Annotated in this window: 22 protein-coding genes; 12 read left to right on the top strand and 10 right to left on the bottom strand. The window is 67.9% G+C overall.

The annotated features are described in order from the left end of the window. Positions 1-72: 72 nt before the first annotated feature. Positions 73-3,174 carry an FAD-binding and (Fe-S)-binding domain-containing protein gene (locus tag M0R89_RS19755; RefSeq protein ID WP_248652431.1) on the top strand — a complete coding sequence of 1,034 codons (3,102 nt, stop codon included), beginning with the start codon at positions 73-75 and terminating at the stop codon, positions 3,172-3,174. Between the two features lie 231 nt (positions 3,175-3,405). Here M0R89_RS19755 and M0R89_RS19760 read toward each other — a convergent pair whose 3' ends face one another. The 4 genes from M0R89_RS19760 to M0R89_RS19775 all read right to left on the bottom strand — a co-directional run bounded on the left by M0R89_RS19760 (position 3,406) and on the right by M0R89_RS19775 (position 6,498). Beyond that, positions 3,406-3,588 (bottom strand): DUF5786 family protein, encoded by a 183-nt coding sequence (locus tag M0R89_RS19760; RefSeq protein WP_248652432.1) that lies wholly within the window; start codon positions 3,586-3,588, stop codon positions 3,406-3,408. A 76-nt stretch (positions 3,589-3,664) separates the two neighbouring features. Continuing rightward, entirely contained in the window at positions 3,665-4,930 is a 1,266-nt protein-coding gene (gene tuf / locus M0R89_RS19765) for a translation elongation factor EF-1 subunit alpha (RefSeq protein WP_248652433.1), read from the bottom strand. Positions 4,931-4,997: 67 nt separating this feature from the next. Next, positions 4,998-6,200, bottom strand: a complete 1,203-nt coding sequence (locus M0R89_RS19770; RefSeq protein WP_248652434.1) for an MFS transporter — start codon at positions 6,198-6,200, stop codon at positions 4,998-5,000. A gap of 67 nt (positions 6,201-6,267) precedes the next feature. Further along, on the bottom strand, positions 6,268-6,498 hold the full coding sequence (locus tag M0R89_RS19775; protein ID WP_248652435.1) for a hypothetical protein: 231 nt from the start codon (positions 6,496-6,498) through the stop codon (positions 6,268-6,270). Positions 6,499-6,668: 170 nt separating this feature from the next. On the opposite strand from M0R89_RS19775, the gene M0R89_RS19780 reads away from it, so the two are divergent. Next, positions 6,669-7,745, top strand: a complete 1,077-nt coding sequence (locus M0R89_RS19780) for a hypothetical protein (RefSeq protein WP_248652436.1) — start codon at positions 6,669-6,671, stop codon at positions 7,743-7,745. 17 nt (positions 7,746-7,762) lie between these two features. Here M0R89_RS19780 and M0R89_RS19785 read toward each other — a convergent pair whose 3' ends face one another. Together M0R89_RS19785 and M0R89_RS19790 are read right to left on the bottom strand one after the other, a co-directional pair. Continuing rightward, the gene (locus M0R89_RS19785) at positions 7,763-8,722 is read right to left on the bottom strand and encodes an aldo/keto reductase (RefSeq protein ID WP_248652437.1); all 960 of its coding nucleotides are present in this window, start codon (positions 8,720-8,722) and stop codon (positions 7,763-7,765) included. A gap of 112 nt (positions 8,723-8,834) precedes the next feature. Beyond that, on the bottom strand, positions 8,835-11,585 hold the full coding sequence (locus tag M0R89_RS19790) for a PAS domain S-box protein (RefSeq protein WP_248652438.1): 2,751 nt from the start codon (positions 11,583-11,585) through the stop codon (positions 8,835-8,837). A gap of 131 nt (positions 11,586-11,716) precedes the next feature. On the opposite strand from M0R89_RS19790, the gene M0R89_RS19795 reads away from it, so the two are divergent. Both M0R89_RS19795 and M0R89_RS19800 read left to right on the top strand, forming a co-directional pair. Then, a complete protein-coding gene (locus tag M0R89_RS19795) occupies positions 11,717-12,778 on the top strand; it encodes a zinc-dependent alcohol dehydrogenase family protein (RefSeq protein ID WP_248652439.1) in 1,062 nt (353 codons plus the stop codon). 139 nt (positions 12,779-12,917) lie between these two features. Continuing rightward, on the top strand, positions 12,918-13,934 hold the full coding sequence (locus M0R89_RS19800) for a hypothetical protein (RefSeq protein ID WP_248652440.1): 1,017 nt from the start codon (positions 12,918-12,920) through the stop codon (positions 13,932-13,934). 72 nt (positions 13,935-14,006) lie between these two features. Here the strand turns inward: M0R89_RS19800 and M0R89_RS19805 are convergent, their stop codons facing one another. Then, entirely contained in the window at positions 14,007-14,231 is a 225-nt protein-coding gene (locus M0R89_RS19805; protein WP_248652441.1) for a hypothetical protein, read from the bottom strand. Between the two features lie 123 nt (positions 14,232-14,354). Between M0R89_RS19805 and M0R89_RS19810 the strand changes: the two genes are divergently transcribed. The 4 genes from M0R89_RS19810 (at position 14,355) to M0R89_RS19825 (ending at position 17,972) form a co-directional block, all read left to right on the top strand. Then, positions 14,355-15,140: an aminoglycoside phosphotransferase family protein gene (locus tag M0R89_RS19810; protein WP_248652442.1), complete on the top strand. Its 786-nt coding sequence runs from the start codon at positions 14,355-14,357 to the stop codon at positions 15,138-15,140. A gap of 145 nt (positions 15,141-15,285) precedes the next feature. After that, positions 15,286-16,539: a hypothetical protein gene (locus M0R89_RS19815; protein WP_248652443.1), complete on the top strand. Its 1,254-nt coding sequence runs from the start codon at positions 15,286-15,288 to the stop codon at positions 16,537-16,539. A gap of 174 nt (positions 16,540-16,713) precedes the next feature. After that, positions 16,714-17,529, top strand: a complete 816-nt coding sequence (locus M0R89_RS19820) for an ArsR/SmtB family transcription factor (protein WP_248652444.1) — start codon at positions 16,714-16,716, stop codon at positions 17,527-17,529. 212 nt (positions 17,530-17,741) lie between these two features. Beyond that, on the top strand, positions 17,742-17,972 hold the full coding sequence (locus M0R89_RS19825; protein ID WP_248652445.1) for a recombinase zinc ribbon domain-containing protein: 231 nt from the start codon (positions 17,742-17,744) through the stop codon (positions 17,970-17,972). Between the two features lie 22 nt (positions 17,973-17,994). Here M0R89_RS19825 and M0R89_RS19830 read toward each other — a convergent pair whose 3' ends face one another. Next, entirely contained in the window at positions 17,995-18,789 is a 795-nt protein-coding gene (locus tag M0R89_RS19830; RefSeq protein ID WP_248652446.1) for a cyclase family protein, read from the bottom strand. Between the two features lie 180 nt (positions 18,790-18,969). Between M0R89_RS19830 and M0R89_RS19835 the strand changes: the two genes are divergently transcribed. Next, positions 18,970-19,608: a metal-dependent hydrolase gene (locus tag M0R89_RS19835; protein ID WP_248652447.1), complete on the top strand. Its 639-nt coding sequence runs from the start codon at positions 18,970-18,972 to the stop codon at positions 19,606-19,608. A 13-nt stretch (positions 19,609-19,621) separates the two neighbouring features. On the opposite strand, the gene M0R89_RS19840 is transcribed toward M0R89_RS19835, so the two are convergent. Next, positions 19,622-19,966, bottom strand: a complete 345-nt coding sequence (locus tag M0R89_RS19840) for a DMT family transporter (protein WP_248652448.1) — start codon at positions 19,964-19,966, stop codon at positions 19,622-19,624. 55 nt (positions 19,967-20,021) lie between these two features. Then, entirely contained in the window at positions 20,022-20,618 is a 597-nt protein-coding gene (locus M0R89_RS19845) for a GNAT family N-acetyltransferase (protein ID WP_248652449.1), read from the bottom strand. Between the two features lie 332 nt (positions 20,619-20,950). On the opposite strand from M0R89_RS19845, the gene M0R89_RS19850 reads away from it, so the two are divergent. The 3 genes from M0R89_RS19850 (at position 20,951) to M0R89_RS19855 (ending at position 22,408) form a co-directional block, all read left to right on the top strand. Then, positions 20,951-21,286, top strand: coding sequence for a hypothetical protein (locus tag M0R89_RS19850; RefSeq protein ID WP_248652450.1), 336 nt, complete (start codon positions 20,951-20,953; stop codon positions 21,284-21,286). Between the two features lie 125 nt (positions 21,287-21,411). Beyond that, complete coding sequence (locus M0R89_RS23345; protein WP_256478568.1) at positions 21,412-21,534, top strand: hypothetical protein; 123 nt, start codon at positions 21,412-21,414, stop codon at positions 21,532-21,534. A 109-nt stretch (positions 21,535-21,643) separates the two neighbouring features. Continuing rightward, entirely contained in the window at positions 21,644-22,408 is a 765-nt protein-coding gene (locus tag M0R89_RS19855; protein ID WP_248652451.1) for a ribonuclease H-like domain-containing protein, read from the top strand. Positions 22,409-22,420: the final 12 nt, after the last annotated feature.

The raw sequence follows: 22,420 nt of genomic DNA on the forward strand, positions 1-22,420 counted from the left end.
ATTAAACGTTCCACGGGGTCGCGGGGGCGGACCGACCACGGATTTATGCGCTCCACCTGCTAACGGACCTGTATGGCCATTCGACCGAACGACTCCCCCGACCCCGCCGACCGCGGGGACTACGACTACCGGAACGAGGAGGTGGCGCGCCCCGACCTGATGGCCGCCCTCGACGCGCGCGTCGAGGGCGACGTCCGGTTCGACACCTACACCCGGCAGTTGTACGCGACCGACGCCAGCATCTACGAGAAGACACCCATCGGCGTCGTCTTCCCGACCGACACCGACGACGTGGCCTCGGTCGTCGCGTACTGCGCCGACGAGGAGATTCCGGTGCTGCCGCGGGGCGGCGGCACGAGTCTCGCCGGCCAGACCGTCAACGAGGCGGTGGTCCTCGACTTCACCCGACACATGGACGGTCTCGTGTCCTTCGACGCCGACGCGGCGGTCGCCCGCGCCCAACCCGGCATCACGCTCGGCGAACTGAACGCCGAACTCGCGCCCCGCGACCTGAAGTTCGCGCCCGACCCCGCGTGGGGCGACAAGAGCGTCCTCGGCGGAGCCATCGGCAACAACTCGACCGGCGCGCACTCGCTGAAGTACGGCAAGACCGACGCCTACGTCGAGGAGTGCGAGGTCGTCCTCGCCGACGGCACCGTGACGACCTTCGGCGAGGTCGAAGTCGAGACGCTCCGGGAGGGGGGCGACCCCGAGGGCGACCTCGAAGCCCGCATCTACGCCGAAGTCGCCCGAATCCTCGACGAGGAGAGCGAAGAAATCGAGGCGCGGTACCCCGACCTGAAGCGCAACGTCTCCGGGTACAATCTGGACGCGCTCGTCGAGGACGCCCGCGAGGGGAGCGAGGCAGGCGAGGGGACCGTCAACCTCGCCAAACTGGTGGCGGGGAGCGAGGGCACGCTCGCGGTCGTCACCGAGGCGACGGTGTCGCTCGAACCCGTGCCCGAGACGAAGGCGGTCGCGCTCCTGACCTACGCCGACGTTCTCGACGCGATGGAGGACGTCGAACCCATACTCGACCACGACCCTGCCGCGGTCGAGGTGATGGACGACGTGCTGTTGGACCTCGCGGCCGAGACCGACGAGTTCGCCGACGTGGTCGGGATGCTCCCCGACGGGACCGACTCGGTCCTCCTCGTGGAGTTCTACGCCGAGGACGACGCGGCGGGCCGCCGGAAGGTCGCGGACCTCGTGGCCGACCGAGTGCCGGACGCGACCACCGAGGCCGACCCGAGCGACGGCGCGACCGGAATCACCGACGCGCCCCGAAACGCGCTGGGGGCGATGGAGGCCCACGACGCCGACGAACGCGCCCGGTTCTGGAAGATGCGCAAGTCCGGGCTTCCCATTCTGCTGTCGAGAACCTCGGACGCCAAACACATCTCGTTCATCGAGGACACCGCCATCCCGGCCGGGAACCTGCCGGAGTTCGTCGCCGACTTCCACGACATCCTCGACGCCCACGACACGTTCGCCAGTTACTACGCCCACGCCGGTCCCGGCGTCCTCCACATCCGACCGCTGGTGAACACGAAGACCGAGGGCGGCGTCGAGACGATGGAGTCCATCGCCGACGCCGTGACCGACCTCGTCGTGAAGTACGGCGGGTCGGTCTCGGGCGAACACGGCGACGGTCGCGCTCGGACCCAGTGGAACCGGAAACTCTACGGTGACGACCTCTGGCGCACGTTCCGCGAGTTGAAGACCGCGTTCGACCCCGACTGGCTACTCAACCCCGGGCAGGTCTGTGGCTACGTCGAGTCCGAGCAGTTGCCGCCCGACGCGCCGGAGCGCGCAGCCGCCGCCGACATGACCGAGAACCTGCGGTTCGACCCCGAGTACGACTTCGACGCGGGGTTCGACCCCGAACTCGACTGGGAGAACGAGAACGGCTTTCAGGGGATGGTCGAACTCTGTCACGGCTGTGCCGGTTGTCGCGGCGACCAAGAGACCACCGGCGGCGTGATGTGTCCGACCTACCGGGCGGCCGACGAGGAGATGACTTCGACCCGCGGCCGGGCGAACATGCTCCGGCAGGCGATGAGCGGGGACCTGCCGGAGGACGAACTGTTCACCGACGAGTTCGTCGACGAGGTGCTGGACCTCTGTATCGGGTGCAAGGGGTGCAAGCACGACTGCCCGAGCGGGGTCGACATGGCGAAACTGAAGGCCGAAGTCGAACACGAACACCACCAGCGCGAGGGCGCGGGCCTCCGCAGTCGGCTGTTCGCCCGGACCGAGACCCTGCTCTCGGTCGGGAGCGCCTTGGCACCCCTCTCGAACTGGGCGACGAAGCTCCCCGGCGCGCGCACCGCGATGGAGAAACTCGTGGGCATCGCCAGCGAGCGGAGCCTCCCCGAGTTCCACCGCGAGACGCTCCGTGACTGGTACGCCGACCGGGGTCCCCGGGTCCCGGCCGACGAGGCCGACCGCAGGGCGATGCTCGTCGCCGACCCGTACACGAACTACGCCCACCCCGAGGTCGGGAAGGCGGCGGTCCGGGCGCTCGAAGCCGCGAACGTCCACGTCCGCATCCCGAACGACGTGACCGACAGCGGTCGCCCCGCGTTCTCGAAGAGCCTCGTGGACGAGGCGCGCGAGACGGCCAGCGAGAACGTCCGAAAGCTCGCGCCCCGAATCGAGGACGGTTGGGACCTCGTGGTCGCCGAACCCTCCGACGCGGTGATGTTCCAGTCGGACTACCTCGACCTGCTCGGGGACGGCCCGCTCGCGGCCGACGCCGAGACGGTCGCTCGGAACGCCTACGGCGTCTGCGAGTACCTCGACGCGTTCCGACTCGACGAGAACGCCGCGTTCGACGCGCCCGACGAGGCGCTGACCTACCACGGCCACTGCCACCAGAAGGCGACCAAGAAGGACCACCACGCGGTCGGCGTCCTCCGGCGCGCGGGCTACGACGTGGACCCCCTCGACTCGGGATGCTGTGGCATGGCCGGGAGCTTCGGCTACGAGGCCGAACACTACTCGATGAGCGAGGCCATCGGCGAAATCCTGTTCGAGCAGGTGGACGACAGCGACGGCGAGACGGTCGTGGCGCCGGGCGCGTCCTGCCGCACGCAACTCGGCGACCGGGACGCGCGGGACGCGGAGCCACCCCATCCCGTCGAGAAACTGGCCGAAGCGGTCGCCGAGTGACGGCGGGTCGGCCCCGACGCTACGCGACTTGAACTCTGGCGCCGCCGCAAAAATCCGCGCTCGCCCGCCGAAAGCAGGAAATCGTCGGCTCTCGCGGAGGGGTCGGCTCTCGCGGAGGGGTCGGCTCTCGCGGAGGGGTCGACTCTCGCGGAGGGGTCGGCTCTCGCGGAGGGGTCGGCTCTCGCGGAGGGGTCGACTCTCGCGGAGGGGTCGACTCTCGCGAGGAGGTCGCTACTCTTCCTCGCCGCTGTTCTTGATGTCGTTCAACTGGTCGAGGAGTTCGTCCTGCGAGGCGTCGGAGTCGAACGAAATCTCCCCTTCGTGGGAGTTCTCGTGGACGTTGACGGCGTCTTCCTCGTCGAAATCGCTCTCTTGGTCCTTCTGCTCGGACTCGTCGTAGCTACCAAAACCCATGTTCTAACGGATTCCGCACGCACGCTAAAATCAATCGATGTTCGCCGGTCGGAGGCGGACTCCGAGGGGCCGCGTCTCAGCTCCCGTTGACCTCCAGCACGCGCCCCGCCGCGATGGTCTGGCCCATGTCTCGGACCGCGAAACTCCCCAACTCGGGAATCTCCGAGGAGGGTTCGATAGAGAGCGGCTTCTGGGGCCGGACCGTGATGACGGCGGCGTCGCCGCTCTGGATGAAGTCTGGGTTCTCCTCCTCGACTTCCCCGGAGGAGGCGTCTATCTTCTGGTCGATGGACTCGATGGTACACGCGACCTGCGCGGTGTGGGCGTGGAAGACCGGCGTGTACCCGTCCGTGATGACGCTCGGGTGCTGCATCACGACGATTTGAGCCGTGAAGGTCTCGGCGACCGACGGCGGGTCGTCGGCCGGGCCGCACACGTCGCCGCGGTGGATGTCGTCCTTGCCGATGCCCCGCACGTTGAACCCGACGTTGTCGCCGGGTTCGGCCCGCGGGACCTCCTCGTGGTGCATCTCGATGGTCTTGACCTCGCCGCCCACGTCGGAGGGCTGGAAGGAGACGTTGTCGCCGGTGTTCAGCAGGCCCGTCTCGACGCGGCCGACCGGGACCGTCCCGATGCCCGAGATGGTGTACACGTCCTGAATCGGGAGTCGGAGCGGCGCGTCCGTGGGCGGTTCGGGTTCTTCGAGGCCGTTGAGCGCCTCCAGAACGAGTTCGCCGTCGTACCACTCCATGTTACCGCTCCGCTCGACGACGTTGTCGCCCTCCAGCGCGGAGATTGGGATGAAACTGGCGTCCTCGGTGGCGAACCGGACCTGATTCAGCAGGTCCTCGACTTCGGTGACGACCTCCCGGTAGCGACTCTCCTCGTAGTCCACCCGGTCCATCTTGTTGACGCCGACGATGAGTTCGTTGATGCCGAGGGTGCGGGCGAGGAAGACGTGTTCTTGAGTCTGGGGCGCGACGCCGTCGTCGGCCGCGACGACCAGCACCGCGTTGTCGGCCTGACTCGCCCCGGTAATCATGTTCTTGACGAAGTCGCGGTGGCCCGGCGTGTCCACGATGGTGAAGTAGTACTCGTCGGTCTGGAACTCCTGATGGGCGATGTCGATGGTGACGCCGCGCTCGCGCTCCTCGGCGAGGTTGTCCATCACGTACGCGAACTCGAAGCCGCCCTTGCCCTTCTCCTCGGCTTCCTCCTTGTGCTGTTCGATGATGTGCTCCGGTACGCTCCCCGTCTCGTAGAGCAGTCGCCCCACGAGCGTCGATTTCCCGTGGTCAACGTGGCCGATGATGGCCAAGTTCTGGTGCGGTTTCTCTGGCATGGTAACTCTCCCCGTGTGACTCTAGGTGTCGTCTCGCAGAGTCAATATAGCTTCCGACGACCGACCCTCATCTCACGTCCGGCGCGTACCACGCCAGCGCGACACCCAGCACTGCGACGACGCCCGCGACCAAGAACGCCGGTCGGTAGCCCGCGGCGTCGATTATCGCGCCGCCCGCAATCGGCGCGACGAAGGCCCCGAGCAGGCCCACGCTGGTCAGCAGCGAGATGGCCGTGGTCCTGACCGCGGGCGCGACCACCTCCGGGACGTAGGTGTAGAGCAGGCCGATGGAGAGTTGGACCGCGAACCCCGCGACGACGACCAGCGCGACCGCACCGGCGACCCCCGAGACGGCGACGAACCCGACCACGGCGGGCGCGGCCGCGACGAACGCCAGCAGGACGACCGGGCGGCGCTGCCCGCCGAAGAGTCGGTCCGAGACGAGTCCGGCGCTGGTCCGCGAGACGACGCCGACGGCGGGGAACACCGCGGTCAGGAGACCGCTGACCGCGAGCGAGACGCCGAGGCTGTCGTTCAGATAGCTCGGGAGCCAACTGTTGAGGAACAGGTACAGCGAGAACGCCAGAAAGGACAGGCCGTAGAGCGTCCACGCCGCCCCGTTGGTGAACAGGTCGCCGACCTCCTCGCGCGACGGCGTCGCGGTCTCGACGCCGATGCGCCGTCCCTTCGTCGCCACCAGGAAGACGGCGACGCCGACCACCGCGATGGCCGCGAAGACCGGCAGCGTGGCGGCCCACCCGAAGGGGTCGGCGAGCAGGGGACTGCCGAACTGGCCGAGCGCGAACCCGACCGGCGCGCTCGCGGTGAACACCCCGACAGCGGTCGCGCGGACGTCCGGCCCGACGGCCTGCCCGACCAGATTCGTGCCCGCGTTCCAGACCACGACGTAGGAGAACCCGCCCAGAATTCGGGAGGCGACCAGCCACCAGTACGCGCCCGCCGTCGCGGCGACCCAACCCCACGCGCCGGCGACCAAGAGCGCGAGCGCCGCGACGGCGACCGCGCGCCGGACGCGAACCCGGTCGAGGACGACCCCGACCGGGACGCTGGTGACGACCGCGGTCAGGTACATCACGCTGACCAGCCACGACCCCGCGGTCGGCCCGACCCCGAGCGAGTCCCGGACGAGCGGAAGGACGCTGGCGGGCGCGATTTCGTACGCGCCCGCCGCGGCCGAGAGCGTGAAGAGTCCGGCGACGAGGCCGACGGTTCCGCGGCGCGCGCCGGAGGCGTCTGAGTCGTCGGTCACGACGCCCTGTTTTCAGGACAGGTATAAAACTCCGGCTTTGGCGGAAATCTCGGCGCGGGTCCCGCCGCTACTCGCTCTCGGCGGCTTGCCGCCACGCCAAGAGGGCGAACCCGACGAGGAAGAACCCGACCGAAATCGGCATGCCGAGCGAGAACAGCGACGCCGGCACTCCCGGCGGTTGAACCTCGGCGATGACGGCCAACAGCCACCCGGAGAACACGACGGTCCCGGCGTTCGTCCACGTTCGCCAGTGGGCGAGACGCCGGACCGACCACCGGCGGTTTGCGAGTCGTCGCACGAACCGAACTCCGGCCCTCTCTTCCTTATACGTGTCGGAAAACTAACCCTCGCGCTCACTGCTGGATAAGTGTAAGAACTCAAACAAAAATGCTGTTCAGACAACACTTTTTCCGGAGTCGGGCGAAGTCGTCCCATGGCGACTCAGACCTCCCCCGCGAGGGTGATTCGATGACCGTCTGGCGGACCGCCGACCCGGACGCTCGACTGACCGACGCCGACGAACTGGGACCGCCCGAGGAGACGACGCCCGCCGACGCGCAGGCCGCGGTTAACTTCGTCGTCTTCGACCCAGAATGGCTCCCCGAGGACTGTCGGGTCGAGTCGGTCACGCGCCGCCCCGAGCGACCGCCGGGCCGCCCGGCCGACGCGTCTGTCGAGGCGGCGAACCAGACGCCCCACAGCGAGGGCAACCCCTGTAGCCTCCGTACGGTCGTCGCGGGCGAGGACCGCCGACTCAGACTCAAGCAGTTCTGCTACGATTGGGCGCCGCCCGCCGCGAGCGTCGCGCCGCTCTGGCGCACCCCCGAGCCGACGCCCTTCGACTGCGGCGACGCGGTGGGATGGCTCGGCACCGACTACAAGGACAACCGCGGCGCGTGCGTCCAGCGCGACCGGACCCAAATCGAACTATCGGTCACGGCTGGCGAGTTCTCGGACGAGGAGCTAATCGGTCTCCTCGACGGCCTGACGCCCGCCGACCCCGCGGGGGCCAACCGCGTCCGGCGGGTCCCGTTCCACCGATTGAACTACTGGGCGCGCTACAAGGTCCGGCCGCCGGTGGTTCCCCACGGTCTGTGGGACTACGCGCCCGAGCATCCCTACGAGGAGAGCCTCGTCCTCTCGCCGGTCGCGCTCCGCGAGCGCTCGCCGGTCCCCGCGCTCCTCCCGACGGGCGACCGGTTCGTCCTCGACTCGGCGCTCGCGTTCACCGAAGCCGACGCGGTGGAGGCGGTGTTCCGCCACCGGGCGAACGCGAGCGACCACCTCTGGCTGACGGCCGCCGACGCGGGGAGTCCGCTCGCGCCGTCGCTCCCGCCGGAGGCGTCCGACCAGTCGGCCGAGGCCCGGGAGGCAATCGACCTGCGCGAGACGACGGTTCACTGCGCCGCCCTGACCGAGGAGCGGGGCGCGTGGGAAGCGCTCTGGGAGGAAGACGGCGTTCGCTACGCGGTCTGGGCCGGAGCGTCCCAAGAGTTAGACGGTCGAGCGTTCCGGAGCGTCGTGGACTCGCTGGAAGCGCCCTGAGGCGGCGGCTCTCGGCACTACTCGTAGGCGCTCTCGATGCGCTCGAACTGGTCGTCCGACAGCGACACGTCCGTCGCGCCGAGATTCTCCTCCAGTTGGTCGGGCGTCCGCGCGCCGACGATGGGAATGCATTGGAACTCGCGCTGGTCGGCCAACCACCGGAGCGAGACCTGCGCGGGCGTGGCGTCGGTCTCGTCGGCGACGCTCCGAACCTCGTCCAGCACGTCCCACTGGCGCTCGTCGAACCGGTTCTTCCAGTCGTAGAGGTCGCCGCGCGACCCCTCCGGACCGTCGCCGTCGCGCTCGTACTTGCCGGTGAGAAAGCCGCCTTCGAGCGGCGAGTAGGGACAGACCGCGAGGTCGCGGTCGGCGCACACGTCGAGGTACTCCGCCACCGGGTCGCGGTAGGCCGCGTTGAACCGGGGTTGGGTCACCTCGAAGCGTTCGAGTCCCTCCACGTCGCTGGTCCAGAGCGCCTTAGTCAGCTTCCACGCCGACATCGAACTCGCGGCGAGGTAGTTGACTTTCCCCTCGCGCACGAGGTCGTTCAGCGTCCGGAGGGTCTCCTCGACGGGCGTCTCCTCGTCCCAGCGGTGGATGTAGTACACGTCGAGGTAGTCGGTGCCGAGGCGTTCGAGCGTGCCCTCTATCTGGTTCCGGATGTGCTTGCGCGAGAGGCCCCGGTCGTTCGGGCCGTCGCCGACGCCGAAGTAGACCTTCGAGGCCAGCACGAAGTCCTCGCGGTCGTAGTCCGAGAGCCAGTCGCCGATCCACTCCTCGGCGGTGCCGTTGGGGTCGCCGTAGACGTTCGCGGTGTCGAGGAAGTTGATTCCAGCGTCCCACGCGGCGTCGAGCAGGTCGAACGCGGTCGAGCGGTCGGTCTCGACGGTGCCGTCGGTCTCCTTGGCGAAGCGCCACGTGCCGAAGCAGAGTTCCGAGACTTTCGTGCCGGTGGACCCGAGTCGGACGTACTCCATGTTCTCCGTGTCGGTGTTTCCGTCCTTAGTTCTGTGCGTGGAGTCGGCGCGGGCGAACTGGTGGGCCTGGCGCGAGAACGTCCGTTCCGGGGCTCGGAGCGCCTTCGGCGGTTCAGCGGACGTTTCGGAACTCGAACTGCGCCCCGCCGGCCTCGCTCTCGGTCACGGACACGTCCCACTCGTACACCTCGGCCAACTCCCGGACGAACGCAAGCCCCAATCCGGTACCTCCCTGCTCGGCCGCGGTCGTGTAGCCGATTTCGAAGATGTCGTTCCGCTGGTCGGCCGGGATTCCGACGCCGTCGTCGGCCACGTAGAACCCGCCGGCAGTCCGCTCCGCTCCCTGCCGAGCCTCGTCCTCGCTCCGCTCGGACGAGACGCCGACCGACCCGTCCGTCGAGTCGCCGCCCGCGGAGTCGGTCGGGAGTTCGCCCACCGTGACGGTGAGGTCGCTGCCGCCGTGTTCGACGGCGTTCTCGAACAGGTTCTGGAACAGGTGGCGGACGTACGTCTCGTCGGCCTGAATCGTCCGGTCGAGCGTCACCTCCAGCGTCGCGTCCGGGGCCTCGACCTCTTCCCACGCGTCCCGCGCCACGTCCGCCAGCGGGACCGGGGCCTGCTCGTCGACCGCCTCGCGGCCCCGCGCCAACACCAACAGCACGTCTATCATGTCCTCGATGCGGTCGAACGCCTCGGTGACGTAGTCGACCGCCTCCGGCGCTTCGTCGGTCGGCAGTTGGCGACCGTATATCTGGCCGATGGTGACGGGGTTGCGCAACTCGTGGGCGAGCATGCTCGCGAAACTGTCCAAGCGGTCGTTCTGGTGTTGCAGGCGGCGCTCGCGGTCGGTTCGCTTGAACGCGGCTTCCGCGGTCGCCGCGACGAGTTCGACGAGGTTCCGCATCTTCCCGTCGAACGACTCCTGCTCACCCACACCGACGGCGAGGACGCCGTACTCGCCGAGCGGAACCAGCATCGTCCGGTGGGTACCGCTCTCTCCCGACGGCGCGACCGAGTCGGTGAACTGGGTTTCGCCTCGTTCGAAACTCGTCCAGATGGGAGAGTCCGCACCCGCGCTGACAGTGACCGGTCGGCCCGCGCCCGCGTCGCCCCGGGACGACGCCGCTATCGGTTCGAGGGCGTTCTCGGCGGTATCGAAGGCGTACACGACCGCGTCGGCCAACGAGATGTCGTCGGTGAGGGTCCCGACGATGATGTCGCCGATTTCCGTCTGGGTCTCGGTCCGGAGCAACTCCCGCGTCGATTCCTGCAACGCGGTCAGCGTCTGCTCGCGTTCCTTGCGCCTGATAGCCGCTATCGCGTGGCTTATCGTCTCGCCCAACTCGCTCAGCACGGCGATTTTGCGCTGGTCGAACGCCGACTCGTGGTCGGCGTACACGGTCAGGACGCCGTACTCGACCTCGTCGTAGAGGAGCGGGACCGAAATCGCCGACTCGAAGCCTTCGGCGAGCGACGCCTGTCGCCACGGTTCGCCGTCCGAGTCCCTCTGCAGTCGCTGGACGGGTTGGACCGACCCGGTTCGGAGCGCGAGCGCCCCGACGCCCTTCTCCGTCTCCTTGGCGTCGTCGGTGTTCGCGTTCCGGACCGTCTCCAGATACTCGTCGTCGACCCCGGCCCACGTTCGGGGCGTGATGTCCTCGTAGTCCTCGGTGAACTCGCCGACCCACGCGGCCGAGTAGGTGGTCGAGGACGCCAACCGATTGCACACCGCCTGCTCGATTTCCTCGCGCGTGGTCGCCGTGACGAGCGCTTGGTCGATGTCCCGGATGACAGTGTTTATCTGGTTGAGTTCGTCCAACTCGTCGCGCTGTGCGCGGAGTCGCTGCTCGTACTCGTGGCGCTCGGTCATGTCCCGCGTGACCTTCGCGAACCCGCGGACCTCTCCTTCGTCGTCGTAGAGCGCCGTGATGATGACGTTCGCCCAGAACGTGGTCCCGTCCTTCCGGACGCGCTTGCCCTCGTCTTCGACTCGCCCCTGCTCGGCGGCGACGCTGAGGTTCTGTTCGGGCCGACCCGCCTCGCGATCCTCGTCGGTGTAGAACGCCGAGAAGTGTTGGCCGACGATTTCGGCCTCGTCGTAGCCCTTGAGTTGCTTCGCGCCGTCGTTCCACGTCTGGACGATACCGTCGGCGTCGAGCAGGAAGATGGCGTAGTCTTTGACCTCGCGCACGAGCGTCTCGAACCGCTCTTTCTCCTTTCGGAGTCGCTGCTCGTACTCGTGGCGATCGGTCATGTCCCGCGTGACCTTGATGAACCCTTGGAGTTCGCCGTCGTCGTCCCGAATCGCCGTAATCGTGACGCTCGCCCAGAACGTGGTCCCGTCTTTCCGGACGCGCCACCCCTCGTCGGTGACCCGCCCGTTCTCGACGGCCCTCTCGATGTTCCGTTGGGGGACGCCCGCCTCGCGGTCCTCGTCGGTGTAGAAGTTGGAGAAGTGTTGGCCGAGGATGTCGGCCTCGTCGTAGCCCTTGAGTTGCTTCGCGCCCTCGTTCCACGTCTGGACGCGGCCCTCGCGGTCGAGGACGAAAATCGCGTAGTCGGTGACCGCCTCGACGAGGTTGCGGAACTGCGCTTGGTCGAGCGCGGCCTCCGAACTCTCCTCGACGGTCTCCGAGGACTCGGGCGGTCGCCACCAGACGCGCTCGCCCGTCCCGACCGTCTTGGCTTCGAGCGCACCCCGGCCGACCAGTTCGTCGAGTTCGTCGGCGACCGTCTCGGGGGTGCGGCCGAGTTCGTCGGCGATTTCGCTCGCCGTCAGCGGCGTTCCGGGGACGTCAACTCGCGTAAACACGTCGAATACATCGTCGAACGTGTCCGGCGACGACGGCCCTGACGTTTCCATAACTATTCGTCGTACGCCGTCCGTATAAATAGCCCCTTTCGAAAGCACCTCTCGGCGGGACCGGGGTCGAGAACCGCGCGACGGTCGCCGCGACCCACCGATTTAACCCCGACCCGCGGAAACACGAACCCATGAAGGCCGCGGTGTTACGGGAGTACGGCGAACCGCTCGAAATCGAGGACGTATCCGACCCGCGACTCGCGGAACACGGTCTCGTCGTCGAGACCGAAGCCTGCGGCATCTGCCGGAGCGACTGGCACGCGTGGCAGGGCCACGGCGAGTGGGCCGACGACCGGGTTCCGAAGGGCCAGATCCTGGGCCACGAACCCGCCGGACGGGTCGTCGCCGTCGGCGACTCGGTCGACCGATTCCGGGAGGGCGACCGAGTCGCGGTCCCGTTCAACCTCGGGCGGGGCGACTGCGACCACTGTCGGAACGGCCGGGGCAACGTCTGCGAGGACGGACTGGCGCTCGGGTTCGAGGCCGACGCGCCCGGCGCGTTCGCCGAGCGAGTCCACGTGCCCTACGCCGATTACAACGCCGTGGAACTCCCCGACGGCGTCTCGCCCGTCGAGATGGCCGGACTCGGGTGCAGATTCGCTACCGCGTACCACGGACTGGCCCACCGGGCGGACCTGACGCCCGGTGACTGGGTCGCGGTCCACGGATGCGGCGGGGTCGGCCTCTCGGCGGTCCACGTCGCGGACGCGCTCGGCGCGAACGTCGTCGCGGTCGATTTGGACGACGAGAAACTGACGAAGGCCCGCGAACTCGGCGCGGACGAGACCGTGAACGCCGGGCGCGTCGCTGACGTGCCCGGGCGCGTCCGGAGCGCGACGGACGGAGGTGCCAACGTCTCGGTGGACGCGCTGGGCGTCGCCGAGACCTGCCGGAACTCGGTCGCCTGCCTCCGGAAGCGGGGCCAGCACCTCCAACTCGGCCTGACGACCGACGAGGAGCGCGGCGAGGTGTCGCTCCCGACCGACGCCATGACGATGAACGAGGTGACGTTCCTCGGTTCCCGGGGGATGCCGCCGACGCGCTACGGCGAACTCCTCCGCATGCTCGACCGCGGCACGGTCTCGCCCGCGGCGCTGGTGACGAACGAGGTCGGACTCGACGACGTGCCCGACCGCCTCGCCGCGATGAGCGACTACGGCACGGTCGGCATCGAAGTCGTCACCGAGTTCTGAGTCGGTTCCCCGTCGCGTCTCTGTCCTCCACGTCGCTAATCTGTCGTACCGCGTCGCCACTCTGTCACGTCCCGCCGCGGACGCGGAGTAACTACCCGATAACAAAATACGGCGCTCTCCCTAGCGTTCGTAGCCGGAAATGAGAAGAGAGCAATCGAAACCGACGCGGCGGGCGGTGCTGTCTGCCGTCGGCGCGAGTCTCGCGGCCGGTGGGTTCGGGGTCGGGACCGACGCGACCGCAGCGAAACGCGCGGAGAGCCAGTACGTCCTCGTACAGGGCGACGAGTGCGTGCCGATACGGCCGCTCCGCGGCCAACTGCCGGTCGAGACGGTGTACGAGTATCAGCTCCCGGAGAAGTACGTCAGCGATGTCAACGGCGCGTCCGCGGGAGATACCGCGCGGTACGGGTCGGCGGGGACGACCGACTTCCAGCGACCGCAGACGAGCGTCGCCTTCCTCTATCGGGGTCCGAAGGGTCTGAGCCTCGTGGTCGTCCACGGCAGTCTCGACGCCTCGGAGGGCGGGAGCGTGACGTTCCGCATCTCGGGGCTGCCCGCGAGCGGCGAGTGGGTCGTCAGAGACGACTTCTACCGCGACCCCGACGGAGAGATAGCGTCCTCGAACTACGACCGGTGGCGTCTCGACGGCACCGAACACCGAATCGACTGGACGTGGGGGAGCGGCGGAACCGACGGCGGTGCGTTTCGGGGCCTCGGCGACGACTTCGCGGTGACCGTCGACCCGGCGTTCAACGACGAGGCCGCGCTCTCCGGGAAGCATTACGAGGGGAGCATCACCGACTGGGAGTTCCTCTCCGGGTCCGCGAGCGTCTCGAAGCGCGTCTCGCTCGATATGACGGAACCGATACGAATCGCGACCGGTGGCTGTGAGTCCGGGAGTGACGACCAGCAGGGCGGGAGCGGAAACGGCGGGGATGGCGGCGGTGGAGGAGACGGAGACGGCGAGAATGGTGGCAGTGGGGGAGGAGACGGCGAGGACGAAGAAAGCGGCGAGAGCGGCGGTGAGTACGCGGTCTGTCACCGGCCGCCGGGCAACCCGGACAACGCACACACGATTCACGTGGGAAGCGAGTCGGCCGTCGAGTCGCACCTCGAACACGGCGATTCGCGGGGTCCCTGTTCCGAGGACGGGTAGGAACCGGGCCGAGAACTGGCTAACTCGATGTTAAAAAATTCTATCCGTTTGTCAAAGATAGCTCTAGCGTTGTCAGTCGGCGTTTCGCTCACTCTCTCCGGCGCCGGCGAAGTCACCGCGCAGGTAGAAGTGGACGAACAGGCCCGCAAAACCTAGCAGTCCCAACCCGAGCGCCAACGCCAGCGGACGGGACTTTCCGCGGCGCTCGCGGTCACGATAGACGTAGATAGCGACCGGCGGTCCGAGGACGAGGAGCGTCAGGCCGACGCGAACCAGTGGCCACGGCAGATTCGTCATGGGTCGGAAATTCGCGCAGGCCGACGTATAAGTTCGTAGTAGCCGAGGGACGCCGCTTCGGGGTCTACGGACGAATTTCAGCAGCTTGAGGTTCCGTCGGACCGAACCCGACGTAACTACCCGATGACCGAGGAAGTCCGCTCGATAGCGAGACGCGAACTGGGAGCGGTCCCGGACGAGGTGGCACGGGTAGCGGAGGGACTGCTCCACGAGACCTATCGAATCAGTTGCGACGGCGAGACCTACGTCCTCCAGTTTTCGTCGGACGCCGACGAGAGTCGGGTCGATTCGCTGCGGCGCGGCGCGCGCTGCTACGACCTGCTCCGGGACTCTGAGATTCCGGTTCCGGACGTCGTAGCGGAGCGTCCGGCGTCGGACGACGGCAGACGGTACTTGCTCGTCGAACGGATTCCGGGGCAAACGGCTGAGCGCGACATCACTCTGAATCGCGTCCGGAACGCCGGTCGCTACTTGGCGAAGATACACGAGTTCCGTACCTTCGAGGAATCGGGATGGATTCGCTTCGAGAACCGACGGCCGAACGTTCGCGGATTCGAGGAGGGTGGGCTGGCGCACCGGATACGGCGGACATTGACGGAGGACGCGGCGGTCCTTGACTTCGACCGGTCGTACTCCGGCCACGCCCAGCGTGACCTCGTGAAGGCGGCCAGCTGCTTCTGGATGCACGACCCGTGTAGCGATTGGAACGTGCGAGCGAAACTCTACGAGGGGTATCGAGACGTGGCCGAAGTCGGTGACGATTTCGAAGCGAACGAACCGCTCTACAGAGCCGAGACGCTCGTCGGTACGGTCGCGGGTCTCGTGCGACTGAACGAACTCTCCGAATACGAGGCGGAGTTCTACTCCGAGCGCATCCTCGAAGCGGTCGAACGGCTCGAAGTTACCTGACCTTCCCAGGATTACCGAACTGAGTCCTTCGGATGCAGACCACCGGCCGCCCGACCCTACAAACTCTGGAGAATCTGTGGGTTAGGCCTCGTATACCACAAATAAGCCGGATATAACTTTGATTCTCTTCCTCGTTGCCTGGAGTATGGACAGCGAGAACTCCCGACGGCAGTTCCTCCAACGGAGCGTCGTCGCCGCTGGCGTCGCACCGCTGCTCGGCGGTCCGGTCTCGGCGGCGACCGACCTCCCGAAGACCCTCCGAATCGAGAGCGACGGCGGCGGGTTCGCGGCCTACGAGGTGACGGTCAGCGGCGACCTCCGACAGCGAGACGGCGGCGACCGGGTCTCCGGCAGTCGCGCCGCAGGTAACGTCGGCCCGGAGCGCGGTGCCGACACGTTCCGGTACTCCGGCGAAATCACCGGTCTCGTCCTCGCGGGTCCGGCGACCGTCGCGCGAGACGGCACGCGGGTGAACCCCTCGTCGTTCCCGCGCCCGGCCGGGTCGCTCGCGAGCGGCGACTTCGACGCCGGGTCGGGCACCGACCGACTCCGCATCGAGAGCGACGGCGGCGGCGTCGCGGCCTACGAGTTCGCGGCCGGCGGGTCGGTCCGTCAGCGCGACGACGGCGATACGGTGGCCGAGTCGCGCGCGGTCGGCCACGTCGGCCCGGAGGGCGGTGCCGACGAGTTTGACGTCGACGGACCGATAACCGCGTTCGCGCTCGCGGGTCCGGCCACGGTCTCGCTGAACGGGAGCGAGGTGACGCCCTCTCGGTCCTCTCCGACCGTCTCGCGCGGCGGTCCGAAACAGACCGTCGCGGTCCGGCCCGACACCCGGATGCTGTTCGAGACCGCGGTCAGCGACTACCCCGGCGACTACGTCACGGCCGAGTGGTACGTGGACGGCGAGCGGCGGGTCGGCCCGGACCTGTTCTACAACAACCTCGGGTCCGGTAGTCGCGCGACGTTCACTCACCGCTTCGAGTCGGCGGGCACCCACCGAGTTCGCTCGGAGGTCTACCGCGAGGGCGAGGCGTCCAGAGAGGGCGACGACCCCATCGACGCGGTCGAGTGGACGGTCGAGGTCGGGTCCGACGGGCATCGAGCGCCGATAGTCGAGTGCGAGAACCCCGACGCCAGCATCCTCAGGACGGCTTACGAGACGACCGAGAACGTCGAGTTCGAGGTCGCCGCGACCGACCCCGACGGAGAACTCGACCGCGTGGTCTGGTGGATACCGCAGGCCGACGACGTTCACGCCGTCTCGTCTGTCGAGGGCGACTACGACACCGCGAGCGTCACCTACGACATCGACCCCGGTCTCCCCTTCGGCGCGTACGCCATCGACAGACGGGGAGCGATTTCGCAGTTCCGCGGGTGGCGCATCGAGAGGAAGTGAGGGAAAGCGGTGAGTGAGTCTCTGCGTAAACGAAAACGCAAATGCAAACGTAAACGAAACGAGAGCGACCCCCGAGACGACCGGCGCGGCGTCGCAGTCCGAACGCTAGCGGCGCCGAATCCTGCCGACGCGACAGGGACAAAATTATAACCCGACTCCCCGCAACAAGCGGATATGGCCGATCTCCTGCCCTCCAGTCCCGACCCCTCCGCCGGAGACGGGGGCGAACCCAAAGTCGTCGGCGTGGACAGCGACGACGCCGACGACCTGCTCGCGGCCCTCCAGTCCGAGACGGCCCGCGACCTGCTCGCGGCGCTGTACGACGACCCGGCGACGCCCTCCGAACTCGCCGAGACCGCCGACACCTCCATCCAGAACGTCCGGTATCACCTCGAACGACTGACCGACGCCGACCTCGTGGAAGTCGCCGACACCGTCTACTCCGAGAAGGGCCGCGAGATGAAGGTGTACGCGCCCGCCGCGAAACCGCTCGTCGTCTTCGCCGGCGGCGACGACGAGGTGCCCGGACTCGAATCCGCGCTCTCCCGACTGCTCGGCGGACTCGGCGTTCTCGGCCTGTCGAGTCTCCTCGTCCAGCGGTTCTTCGGCGGACCGAACGCGGTCGGCGACTCGCTCGTCGAACGGGAGTGGAGCGGGCAGTCGCTGGCCGAGACGACCGCCGGAGAGAACCTGACCGCGCCCAGCGTGACCCTCGACGCCGCGACGACTCGGCCGGAGGCCACGCGGACCGCGGCCGACGGAGTCGATACGAAAGCCGAGGCGACTCGAACCACGGTCGAGGAGGTCCAGACGGGCGCGACTCCGAACGAGGCCGTCACGGAGGCGACCCGAACCGTCACCGAGGAGGCGGCGACCACGGTGGCTACCTCGGGGTCGACCGGCGGTCTCCCGCCGGGGGTGGTCTTCTTCGCGGGCGGACTCGCGGTCTTGCTCGCACTCGGAGTCGCGTGGTACGTGCGCGCCCGGTGACGAGCCCTGCACGCCCAGTGACCGTGCTCCGTCCCCGGTGTCGGACGTGCGACGCTGCCGAGCGCGACCCCGCAGACGTCCGCGCGAGGCCGCCGCCCTCCCGCGACGCGCCGAATTCGATTCCGACCCCGCGGAGCTAAATTTTCGGGTTACTTTCCCGCACGTGGGGAAAAACGGTGGGTCTTTAATACGATGCCGCGTGAAATACGGATATGGAACAACTGCTCGAGAGTCGGGAGACCGGCACTGACGACGTAGACCTTTCCCGCGGCGCGGACGACTTCGACTCCCTGCTCTTCTGTGGCCGATGCGGGGAGCGATTTCAGGCCGCGGAGGCCACCGACGACGGGTGGTACTATCGATGTCCGAACGAGGACTGCGACGCCGAGGGTATCCACGAGGACCTCTACCCGGTGAAAGACGTTCTCCCGTCGACACACTGAACCCCCGGCCGGACCCGCGGCGTCACCACGTCGCCACGGCCCTCACGGGCGACCCGTCGGCGTCCACCAGCGCGAGCGGGTAGGCTAGCAGTTCGAATCGGTCCGGTACCTCTCCGAGTCCGGTCAGGTTCTCCACCACGAACAGTCCGCTCCCGAGCAGTTCCCGATGGGCGGGCACGCCGTCCGGTTCGCTCGTCCCGTCTGATTCTTCCGTTTCGTTCGGTTTCTCCGTTCCAGCAGACGCTCCCATTTCGCCCGATTCCTCCGCTCCAGTCAATTTTCCGGTCCCGACCGATTCGCTCGTACTCTCCCCCTCCTCCGTGCCGGTCTCGCTCGGCGACGGGTCGGGACTCAGCGCGTCGAGACCGACGTGCCACCCGCGGTCGGCACAGGTCGCCGCCGCCTCCGCGGTCAGGTACGGGTGGTCGAAGTACCGGTCGGTGCCCCAGTGGGCGTCCCACCCGGTCCGGAGGACCAGCATCTCGGTCTCGGCGTCCCCTCCGCTCTTCGGCCCGGGAATCACCTCCGGGCCGATGGGGTCGCGCGCTCCCAGTCCAGTGCAGTCCACGAGTTGCGCGTCGAAGACGAACTCCTCGACGCCGAACGCGTCTAGATTCTTTCCGTCGGGTTCGGTGTGACTCGGCGCGTCGACGTGGGTCCCCGAGTGACTCCCGAACCGTAACTCCGTCACGCGGTAGCCGTCGGAGTCGTGGGTCGCCGCGGGTGCGGATTCGACCGCCGGGTCGCCGGGGTAGACGGTGGCGTCGGCGTCGAGCGGTTGAGTGAGGTCGGCAGTAGAGCGGTCGCGGTCGGACATGATTCGCTCGACAGTAACGAGTGCACGCCTTTCATCTTCGGGGTCGCTTACCCCTCTCGGGGTCGCTCACGGGAGTGGTCGCGCTCTCCCGTCGGTTTCCTTTCCGGCGTCGCACCCCCGACGTGTGACAGAAATTAACGCGATACGCCTTTATCACCCCGCGGCTTACGCCTCCTTCACATGATGGCGACCACTCACGCGCTGTTCGGCGTCGTCCTCGCGACCGCGACGGCGACCGTCGCGCCCGAGTTCGCGCCGGTCGCGTTCGTCGCGGGGGTCGTCGGGAGCGTGTTCCCCGACCTCGACCTCTACGCGGGCCACCGCCGGACCCTCCACTTCCCGGTCTACTACGCGGTCGCCGCGCTCCCTGCAGTCGCGCTCGCGGTCGTCTCGCCGGTCGCCGAGACGGTCGCGCTCGCGCTGTTTCTCGCCGGAGCGGCGGCCCATTCGCTGATGGACGTGTTCGGCGGCGGTCTCGAACTCAAGCCGTGGCGCGCCGAGTCCGACCGGGCGGTCTACGACCACTACCGCGGGCGGTGGGTCGCGCCCCGGCGCTGGATTCGCTACGACGGCGCGCCCGAGGACCTGCTCGTCGCCGGGTTCTTCGCCGCGCCCGCCCTCGTCGTCTGGACCGGCCCGCCCCGGACTTTCGTCGCCGCGGTCCTGCTCGTCTCGGCGGGGTACGCGCTGGCCCGGAAACCCCTCGCGGCGCTGGTCGAGCGACTCGTTCCGGCCCTGCCGTCGGCCCTGCGGTCGCGCCTCCCCGAACGGTTTCGCGCCACCGCGGACCGGACGCCGCCGGCCCAGACCGGCGACTGACCGCCGGCCGGTCCTACATCAGCGCGTCGGCTATCCACGCTACGACCCCGAGACCGATGAGCGCGATGCCGAGCGTCGACGTGAACGGTTCGGGGAAGAAGAACAGGACGACGCCCGCGATTAGCACGAGTCCGATTAGCCCCTCGTCCAACCAAGTGCCGTCGTCGTCGTCCTCGCCGTACTCGTCTCCGGCGTACGCGTCGTTCTCGGCGTACGCGTTGCCGTACTCGTCGTCCGTGCCGTACGCATCGTCCACATATTCGTCGCGCCCGACCACGTCGTTATCGTCGGCGTACGCGTCGTCGCGAGTCCCCTCGTCGTACGTGTCGTCGTCGGTGTAACTGTGGTCGTCAGACACACCGATTAATTGGGGGAGCGACGCAGGTAGGACTTCTGGCAGGCCCGACGGGCCGCTAGTCGCGGTCGGCGGTCGCGTCGCGGTACTGCTCGCGCGAAATCGTGTAGCGGTGCAGGTCCCCGACCTCGCCGTCTCGGGGGAAGAAGTCCCGGAGGACGCCGTCGTGTTGGCCGCCGAACCGCTCGACGTACTTCTCTATCGCCCGTCGGGACCGCTCGTTGTCGGTTCGATGGGACGCGCCGACGAGTTCGAGGTCGAGTCGGTCGAACGCGAGTTCGAGCAGGGCGGCGGCGCGCTCGCCCGAGTACCCCCGGCCCCAGAACCGCCTGCGGAGCCAGACGCCGAGTTCGGCCGACCGACGGTCCCAGTCGAAGTCGAGGTTCGTCGTGCCCACGAGTTCGTCGCCGGAGTCGTCACGGGCGAAGATGGCGTAGGTCGCCTGCTCGCGGTCGTCCCACCGCTCCTCGACACTCACGAGGAAGTCGTGGGTGTCCTTCGGCGTCTCGTGGGGGTCCCACATCGCGTACTCGCTGACCTCGCTCATGTGCGGTGCCCCGGTGCGCATGTGCTGGTAGAGTTCCGCGGTCGGCACAGTGTCTCGCGAGAGACGCACGAATCGCAGGCGCTCGGTCTCGATTTCGTCGGGAAACACGTCCAGAATTGGATCTGCGGAGGGATGGGTGCTTCGGCTATCGATGCGCCCGGCCGACTCGCGACGTACGCTCGACCCGGTCGTGGGTCGGTCTCGCCGGGGTAAAATCCAGTTTGGGGGTAGTGGTGACGGGATACCAGCCCGGGACGCCAGACACTGACTACCAATCAGGTCCGCATTCGTACCTCGTTCTCGATAGTTATCAAGTTACGGCTTCGTACACTATCGATCATTCTAGGTAATTAACACTCACATTTGGCGGCTCGCGTCGCCACTTTCAGTTTCACTCCGCTTGGCTCACCGCTTTAGTGGTCTCTCCCGTTCATTCGAACATGGCCAGTTCAGCCGCACCCGCGGGGAACACGGAACTGTTCGACCGACTCTGCGCGGCCATCGCCCGCGAGCGAGGAGGTACCGACGTGTACCTGAAGGCCGCCCACCTGTTGCGCCGGGACAACGGCGCGTACTCGCTGGTCGGACTGGAGGAGGGCGGCGAGCGTGCGGTCTACCACTACGAGGGCGCGTTCACGTCGGTGATGCCCTTCGACGCAGAAGGCGTCCGACAGGACGAGGCCGAGACCCTCGCGCGCAACGAGAACGTCCGCGAGGGGCTACACGCGGTGTCGTACTCGTGGGTCCGCCCGGAGTACCGCGACCTGCTGGGGTGAACGCCCACCGGTCGCTCACGGTCCGCTCCCGCGTTCCGTCGCTGCCGCCCGTTCCCGCGCTCTCGAACACTCTCTGCGTTTCGACGAACCCCATTCTTATCCGTCAGTCCTGACAATGGCCGTCCATGGAGGACGACACCTACCTCTGTCCCGACTGTGGCTGGACCGGTAGCGAGGCGAAACTCGACGCGAGCGGCGACGGCCACTCGTGTCCCATCTGTCGCGCCAGCATCCGCGTCGACGGGTAGTCGCGGAGCGCGCTCGCGCCGGGGAACGCTCGGCGGTGCGACGGCTTCGACTCGCCGCCGTCCCCGAACCACCTACGACTAAGAGCCTCGCCGCTAACCCAACCCACTAATGAAACTCCAGAACTCGTTCATCGCCGCGAGCGGGGTGGGCGAGAAGACCGAGCGCAAACTCTGGCGGCAGGGCGTCACCCACTGGGACGACTTCGACGACGACCTGCTCGGCCCGAAGACCGGCCGGAACGTCCGGGAGTTCATCGACGCGGCCCGCGAGCGACTCGACGCCGGGGACGCCGACTTCTTCGGCGAGAACCTGCCGAGCGGGAGCCTCTGGCGGGCCTACGACAACTTCGCCGACGGCGTCTGCTTCTTCGACATCGAGACCACCGGACTCGACAGCGCGCGCCACGACGTGACCACGGTCAGCCTCCACCGCGGTGGCGACACCCGGACGTACGTGCAGGGCGAGGACCTCACCGCGGCGGCGCTCCGCGAGGAGTTCGCCGAGTCGAGCATGCTAGTCTCGTTCAACGGCAAGCGATTCGACCAGCCGTTCTTGGAGGACAGTTTCGACCTCGACGTGACCACGCCCCACCTCGATTTGATGTACACGTGCAAGCAAATCGGTCTCTCGGGCGGTCTGAAGAGCGTCGAGAAGGAGGTCGGCATCGACCGCTCGGACGACGACGTGGACGGCCGCGAGGCGGTCCGACTCTGGCACCGCTACGACCGCGACGAGGACGACGCCGCGCTCGACCGACTCGTGAAGTACAACCGCGAGGACGCCGAGAACCTGCGAGACCTGCTCGAACACGTCCACGAGAGTCTGCGGGCCGACGTGTTCGACCCGTACGTGCCCGAGGAAGCGACGAACTGAGGACCCGCCCGT

Source organism: Halorussus limi, assembly GCF_023238205.1.
Classification (GTDB): Archaea; Halobacteriota; Halobacteria; order Halobacteriales; family Haladaptataceae; genus Halorussus; species Halorussus limi.

What these genes read in the sequence shown, in the direction of transcription:
- M0R89_RS19755 (WP_248652431.1), top strand. Translation starts at nt 73, where the DNA reads ATGGCCATTCGACCGAACGACTCCCCCGACCCCGCCGACCGCGGGGAC.
- M0R89_RS19760 (WP_248652432.1), bottom strand. Translation starts at nt 3,588, where the DNA reads ATGGGTTTTGGTAGCTACGACGAGTCCGAGCAGAAGGACCAAGAGAGC.
- tuf (WP_248652433.1), bottom strand. Translation starts at nt 4,930, where the DNA reads ATGCCAGAGAAACCGCACCAGAACTTGGCCATCATCGGCCACGTTGAC.
- M0R89_RS19780 (WP_248652436.1), top strand. Translation starts at nt 6,669, where the DNA reads ATGACCGTCTGGCGGACCGCCGACCCGGACGCTCGACTGACCGACGCC.
- M0R89_RS19785 (WP_248652437.1), bottom strand. Translation starts at nt 8,722, where the DNA reads ATGGAGTACGTCCGACTCGGGTCCACCGGCACGAAAGTCTCGGAACTC.
- M0R89_RS19790 (WP_248652438.1), bottom strand. Translation starts at nt 11,585, where the DNA reads ATGGAAACGTCAGGGCCGTCGTCGCCGGACACGTTCGACGATGTATTC.
- M0R89_RS19795 (WP_248652439.1), top strand. Translation starts at nt 11,717, where the DNA reads ATGAAGGCCGCGGTGTTACGGGAGTACGGCGAACCGCTCGAAATCGAG.
- M0R89_RS19800 (WP_248652440.1), top strand. Translation starts at nt 12,918, where the DNA reads ATGAGAAGAGAGCAATCGAAACCGACGCGGCGGGCGGTGCTGTCTGCC.
- M0R89_RS19805 (WP_248652441.1), bottom strand. Translation starts at nt 14,231, where the DNA reads ATGACGAATCTGCCGTGGCCACTGGTTCGCGTCGGCCTGACGCTCCTC.
- M0R89_RS19810 (WP_248652442.1), top strand. Translation starts at nt 14,355, where the DNA reads ATGACCGAGGAAGTCCGCTCGATAGCGAGACGCGAACTGGGAGCGGTC.
- M0R89_RS19815 (WP_248652443.1), top strand. Translation starts at nt 15,286, where the DNA reads ATGGACAGCGAGAACTCCCGACGGCAGTTCCTCCAACGGAGCGTCGTC.
- M0R89_RS19820 (WP_248652444.1), top strand. Translation starts at nt 16,714, where the DNA reads ATGGCCGATCTCCTGCCCTCCAGTCCCGACCCCTCCGCCGGAGACGGG.
- M0R89_RS19825 (WP_248652445.1), top strand. Translation starts at nt 17,742, where the DNA reads ATGGAACAACTGCTCGAGAGTCGGGAGACCGGCACTGACGACGTAGAC.
- M0R89_RS19830 (WP_248652446.1), bottom strand. Translation starts at nt 18,789, where the DNA reads ATGTCCGACCGCGACCGCTCTACTGCCGACCTCACTCAACCGCTCGAC.
- M0R89_RS19835 (WP_248652447.1), top strand. Translation starts at nt 18,970, where the DNA reads ATGATGGCGACCACTCACGCGCTGTTCGGCGTCGTCCTCGCGACCGCG.
- M0R89_RS19850 (WP_248652450.1), top strand. Translation starts at nt 20,951, where the DNA reads ATGGCCAGTTCAGCCGCACCCGCGGGGAACACGGAACTGTTCGACCGA.
- M0R89_RS23345 (WP_256478568.1), top strand. Translation starts at nt 21,412, where the DNA reads ATGGAGGACGACACCTACCTCTGTCCCGACTGTGGCTGGACCGGTAGC.
- M0R89_RS19855 (WP_248652451.1), top strand. Translation starts at nt 21,644, where the DNA reads ATGAAACTCCAGAACTCGTTCATCGCCGCGAGCGGGGTGGGCGAGAAG.